Origin of the sequence: Bacteroides sp. 43_46 (assembly GCF_001915455.1) — a bacterium.
GTDB classification, from domain to species: Bacteria; Bacteroidota; Bacteroidia; order Bacteroidales; family Bacteroidaceae; genus Bacteroides; species Bacteroides caccae.
Genome location: NZ_MNQN01000075.1, coordinates 1 through 5,746 on the forward strand (window position 1 = coordinate 1; position 5,746 = coordinate 5,746).

Consider the following 5,746-nt stretch of genomic DNA (forward strand, 5'->3'; position numbering starts at 1 on the left):
CTTAAATCTCAGTTATCAAAATTTTATCTGGCGAAACTAATTACGCTCTTGCTGCTTAATCGAATCATAGTAGATTAGCTTAATCCAGGCACAAGGTGCCAGGACGAGACATCACTCGGAAGCTGTTGCTCCGAAGCATTCCGGTTCAGTGGTGCAGTTACATCGGGGATAGTCAAAGGCGGCCTCGCACTTTTGATGAAACTTTAGAGGATAAGGTGGGAATTGATGGCTTTGGTTCTGTTCCTGCACGAAAATTTAGGCAAAGATAAGCATGTAGAAAGCTTATGATTTCCTCGTTTGGACGAGGGTTCGATTCCCTCCAGGTCCACTATCAATGAATTAAACCTCTGGAAGCAGAGGTTTTTCTTTTTGATAATCGTTTTCTCCCATTCTATTGGGGACTAAATTCAATATTACAACAGTTTTTTTATATCTTTGACTGTTGATTTAAGTCAAATCTATTAATTATGCAAAAAACACACTGTCTTTTAATCATTTTGCTTATGTATTTTTTTCCTTTGGCACAAGCAAATGAGTATACTTTTAAACATATAACATCTGCTAATGGATTACCACAGAACTATGTACGTTCTGTTATACAAGATTCAAGAGGGTTTATGTGGTTTACTACTTTTGACGGTATAGTCCGGTATGATGGATATTCTTTCAAAACGTATCGTCGGTATGATAACGGATTAGATACCGGATTAATGTTGTACGTCACCGAAGATGCAGCTGGTAATCTATGGGTTGGTACGGAAATGGGACTTTACTGTTATGATATAGATACTGACCAGTTTACACGTATTTCTTCATATTTCCCGAAAGATTTCGGAATACAAAGAGCTATTCTCAAAATCAAAGCTGTAGGAGAAGACCAGATTTGGGTGTACACAGGTAAAGGGGGAATTTATCGGATTGATGTTATTGATAAAAAGAATAATAAATATCAATTGAAACAATATTTGAGTTCCTATTATTATTTTCCTAGCTTATGTATTCCTTTTAATGGATACTATTTAACTGTGGCAGAAGGAAAAGTTTATGCTTTTGATAAAGTCCGCAATACATTTGAACGCTTTCAGGAAGATATTCTCGAAGATGTTGATCAAATTTTTGTACACAAACAGCAACTCTATCTTCTCAAAAAAGGCTTAGCATACCTTTATAATGAGAAAACATCGACTCTTTTCCAACTGACAAACCATCCGGGGAGAGAGTTGTTCATTTCTTCGGATAACCAACTTTGGGTATCTAGTTTCGACGGTCTGTATCGTACGTCTTTGAAAGGGCTTACTCCGGAACGGGCTATGGAAACTGTTTTTAGTGGTAATCCCTGGACGACTTCATTTACTGAGGATAGTTTTGGTAATATATGGATTGGCACTTATCGTAACGGAACATTTTGCTTCCACAAGAACCAGACTCCTTTTCAAAAAAGTATGTCTGGCAAAAACATCGAATGTATGTCAACGGACCATTCCGGCAATTATTGGATAGGCAGTCTGAATGGTGAGGTATGTGTACTTGACTCCACACAAAAACAAATAATGGGGAAGACGATTTTCCCCAATGACATGATACATACAATTTGTGGTCAAGAGTCTTCAAACAAAGTATGGGTTGGTACCATGTATGGCCTTTATGAAGCATGGATAGAAAGTAACAAACAAATTGTTTATCAAAAAACTTCGGGAATAAATATCCCTTCTATCCGAAGTATTGTGCAGGACTCTTGTTTCTTGTGGATTGCATCTTATAACAATGGGGTTACTCTTTATAATTATTCTACTCAACAGAGTGTTGTAACTTATAAAACTGATTCTGAAGTTTTGCCTCTTCCCTCCAATACTATACGTACAATTCTGAAAGATAGAGAGAATAATTTATGGGTTGGTACGGCAGAAGGACTTGTTGTGTTAAATGGCAAAGAACGTTTCACGTCTTCTCCCATATTTCGGAAATTTAGCTTTGCCACTCATCAGAATAATCTGTTGTTTCAAGATAACATCGTTCATATTCGTGAAGCCAAGAATGGTGATATATGGGTAGGGACTTTAGACAATGGATTGTATTATCTGAAACGTAATCCCTCTACTAATGATTGGAACTATCAATGGATTAATGTTCAGAAGGGGCTTTCCAATAATTGTATCAAAGCTATATCAGAGGATAACAATAGCTTTATCTGGGTAGCTACTAATAAAGGATTGAACAGGATTGACCCTCAAACATTGTCCGTCAAAATCTACCAACTAAATGACGGGCTTGCAAATAATGAGTTTAGTGAAAGAGCTTATATAGAAAAAAGGAATGGAACTTTATATTTTGGCGGCATTAACGGTATTACCTCGTTTACTCCTGCTGTGTTTACGGAGGATACTATTCTTCCCAAACTTTCTTTTGTTAATCTTTCCATAAATAATAAGACTCTGAAAGTCGGAGAAGAAGTGAACAGGCAGATTCTATTGGAACGCTCCATTCTTAATACTGATAAACTGACATTATCCAGTCGTAACAATAATTTTTCATTCGACTTCGTTGCCTTGCATTTCACCTCCACAGATAAAATTATTTATAAGTATAAGTTGGAAGGGTTTGATAAAGAATGGATTACTAGCGAACAAGGTAATCGTTCGGCAAAATATACTAATATACCTCCCGGCAATTATCTTTTTTCAGTGAAAGCCTCTTGCAATGGTGAGACTTGGTCGGAACCACTGAAAATGGAAATTCAGGTTTTGCAGCCGCTTTTACTCCGGTGGTATTTTATACTATTATATATACTTATAAGTATATTCATTGTATATATGATTATCCGGAATTTCAAGATTCGTGAGAAAAGGAAGAATGAACTCTTTCTTGCACAGAAAGAAAAACAACAGATACGGGAACTGTCAGAGATGAAAATGAATTTCTTTATGAATCTGTCACATGAATTTCGTACTCCGTTGACATTGATCATTTCTCCTCTGCAAAAATTACTTTCTACGCCGGATATCTCGAAGGATGAATTGCATCGTCATCTGATGAACATACAACATAATAGTTCTATATTATTACGTTTGATAAATCAGATACTTAAATTGTCTAAGCAAGACAAAGGCAAACTGGATATCGAACTACGGGAGGGGGATATCGTGGAATTTTGTAGAAATTGTTTCTCACAATTCCTTCAAATAGCTCATGACAAGCAGATACAGTTTGCATTTAATACAAATGCCTCTTACATTCTTTTGTTATTTGATGCATATAAAATGGAAGAAATTCTGTATAATCTTCTTTCCAATGCTATCAAGCATACGCCTGACGGAGGTTCTATCACATTGGATGTCATGGAACAAGAGAAAGGTGTTTCTATTCACATAACCGACTCGGGTACGGGAATGACAGAAGAAGTGAAAAAACATATTTTCGAACGTTTCTATTCGGAATCAGGAGTCGGCATCGGACTTTCTTTGACTAAAAGTCTGGTAGAACTTCATAAAGGAACAATTCTGTTCAAGAGTACTGAGGGGGAAGGGACTGTTTTCCAAGTCTTTATTCCCTTCCAAAATAAGAATACTCTTATAGAACCATTATCAGAGACAACAACATTCTCACAGGAGGATTCTGGTCCCTTTACTGCATCAGAATATATACATCCGGAAATAGAGGATAGAGACAGAGATATGAGTGATAAACCGGCTTTGCTTATTGTGGATGATAATAAAGGTATTGTACAAATATTGGATGAGTTGTTTTGTCCTTATTATAAGATATTGACTGCTTTCAATGGTAAAGAGGCTTTTGACCTTTGTTTGTCTCAAATACCGTCATTGGTCATCTCAGATATCTATATGCCGGAGATGAATGGAATAGAACTCTGTTCCGCTATTAAATCGACGAAAGAGACTTCACATATTCCTGTAATTCTTCTAACGGCAAAGACATCTAAAGAGATACAGCAAGAAGGATTGTCTGTTTATGCGGATGCTTATTGCAGTAAGCCTTTTGATAATGATATTTTAATTTCCACAGTACATTCTATCCTTACCAACCGACAAATGTTGGCCCAAAAGTTTAGCAATAACTTAATGTCTGAGGAAGATCCTACTACTGTTTTTCCGGAAAAGACCGATAGGGATTTTATTCAAAAAATCATAAAGGTGGTAGAAGATAATATTGCTAATGAAGAATTGAGTGTTTCGTTACTTTGCCGTACAATAGGAATGAGCCAATTGACACTCAACAAGAAGATAAAACAACTGACTAACCAGACAACAAATGCTTTTATCCGGAGTATTCGGTTGAAGGTTGCTTCACAAATGATATTATCACAAAAGTATAGTATTTCTGAAGTTACTTATGCGGTAGGTTTTAGTGATTTACGTTATTTTAGAGAATGCTTCAAAAAGGAGTTTGGAGTATTACCTTCCGATTACAAAAAATAATAGCTTTCTCTAGGGGGAGGGGGATAAATTATATAAAAACTATCTTTTTTCTCCCCCTTTCTAATTCCTCCCCTCTCAAATATAAATATCCCACCCCACACTCTTTTTTTAAGTTCCTTTCTTTGCGTATACTCAAAATGCAAAGAGATAAAAGGTCGAACTTTAAAAAGAAAGGAGGAAATTAATAAGTAAAGAGATTAAATGAAACTGTATTATGAATCTTAAATTAGTATTGTGATTAACTTTAATAAACATACATGAAACCAAATTTATTTCACACCCAATTTTTCCGGTTGTTTTTTCTTATTTTATTAGCCGGAATATCAATCCAAACTTACGCTGCAAAGGACAGCCAGGCAGCTCCTAAAAAGCGTACTATTACCGGTACGGTAATTTCCGAAGGAGACAATATGCCCATTATCGGAGCCAATGTATGGCTTAAAAACAGCTCGACGGGAGCTATTACCGATTTGGACGGTAAATATTCTATTACTATCGACAACTCGGTTGTAGGTGGAGTACTCGTATTCTCATATATAGGAATGAGTACTCAGGAAGTTGCGATAGGAAACCAAAACGTTATCAATGTGACTCTAAAGTTTGATACTGAAAAAATCGACGAAGTGGTAGTCGTAGGTTACGGTCATCAGAAAAAAGCCAGTGTCATCGGTTCTATTTCCACTATTGATATGGCAGGTGTTAAAGTTCCGGGTTCTTCTATTTCGAGTGTACTGGCGGGACAACTAGCAGGAGTTGTAGCGATGAATCGCACGGGAGAACCGGGAAAAGCCAGCGCAGCCGATTTCTATATTCGAGGGGTATCTTCTTTTACCGGTGGTAACACTCCATTGGTATTGGTAGACGGAATCGAACGGGATTTGGACTTAGTAGATGTAGAGGATATCGCTTCTTTTTCTATATTAAAAGATGCTTCCGCTTCCGCTGTTTATGGTGTGCGAGGAGCTAATGGTGTAATCTTGATTACAACCAAGAAAGGGGCAGAGGGTAAACCTGTTATTAATGCCAGAGTAGAAGCTGGTTTTACTCAACCTACCAAAATGCCGGAATTTGTAAACTCTGCACAATGGGCTGAATTATACAATGAGATGAAAGGTTATGAATATTATACTCCAGAGCAAATAGGATATTTCCAGAATGGGACAGATCCCGATTTGTATCCTGATGTTGACTGGATGCATGAACTTTATAAGAATATGGCCTCTAACCAGCGGGTAAATTTGAATGTATCCGGTGGAGGTGATATTTGTAAATACTTTGTTTCCGGTTCGCTGTATAATGAAGGTTCTATTTTT

Annotated in this window: 2 protein-coding genes and 1 other RNA gene; all 3 read left to right on the forward strand. The window is 36.8% G+C overall.

Annotated elements, in window-relative coordinates; all coding sequences use genetic code 11:
• Window positions 1-331: a transfer-messenger RNA gene (ssrA, locus tag BHV72_RS06715) on the forward strand; the annotation flags it as partial.
• Window positions 332-503: 172 nt separating this feature from the next.
• Window positions 504-4,433 (forward strand): hybrid sensor histidine kinase/response regulator transcription factor, encoded by a 3,930-nt coding sequence (locus BHV72_RS06720; RefSeq protein ID WP_286855368.1) that lies wholly within the window; start codon window positions 504-506, stop codon window positions 4,431-4,433.
• A gap of 257 nt (window positions 4,434-4,690) precedes the next feature.
• The coding region (locus BHV72_RS06725; protein WP_286855370.1) for a SusC/RagA family TonB-linked outer membrane protein at window positions 4,691-5,746 on the forward strand (1,056 nt) is incomplete at its 3' end.

Bases quoted from the DNA above. Each gene is read 5' to 3' on its own strand.
- BHV72_RS06720 (WP_286855368.1), top strand. From the start codon at position 504: ATGTATTTTTTTCCTTTGGCACAAGCAAATGAGTATACTTTTAAACAT.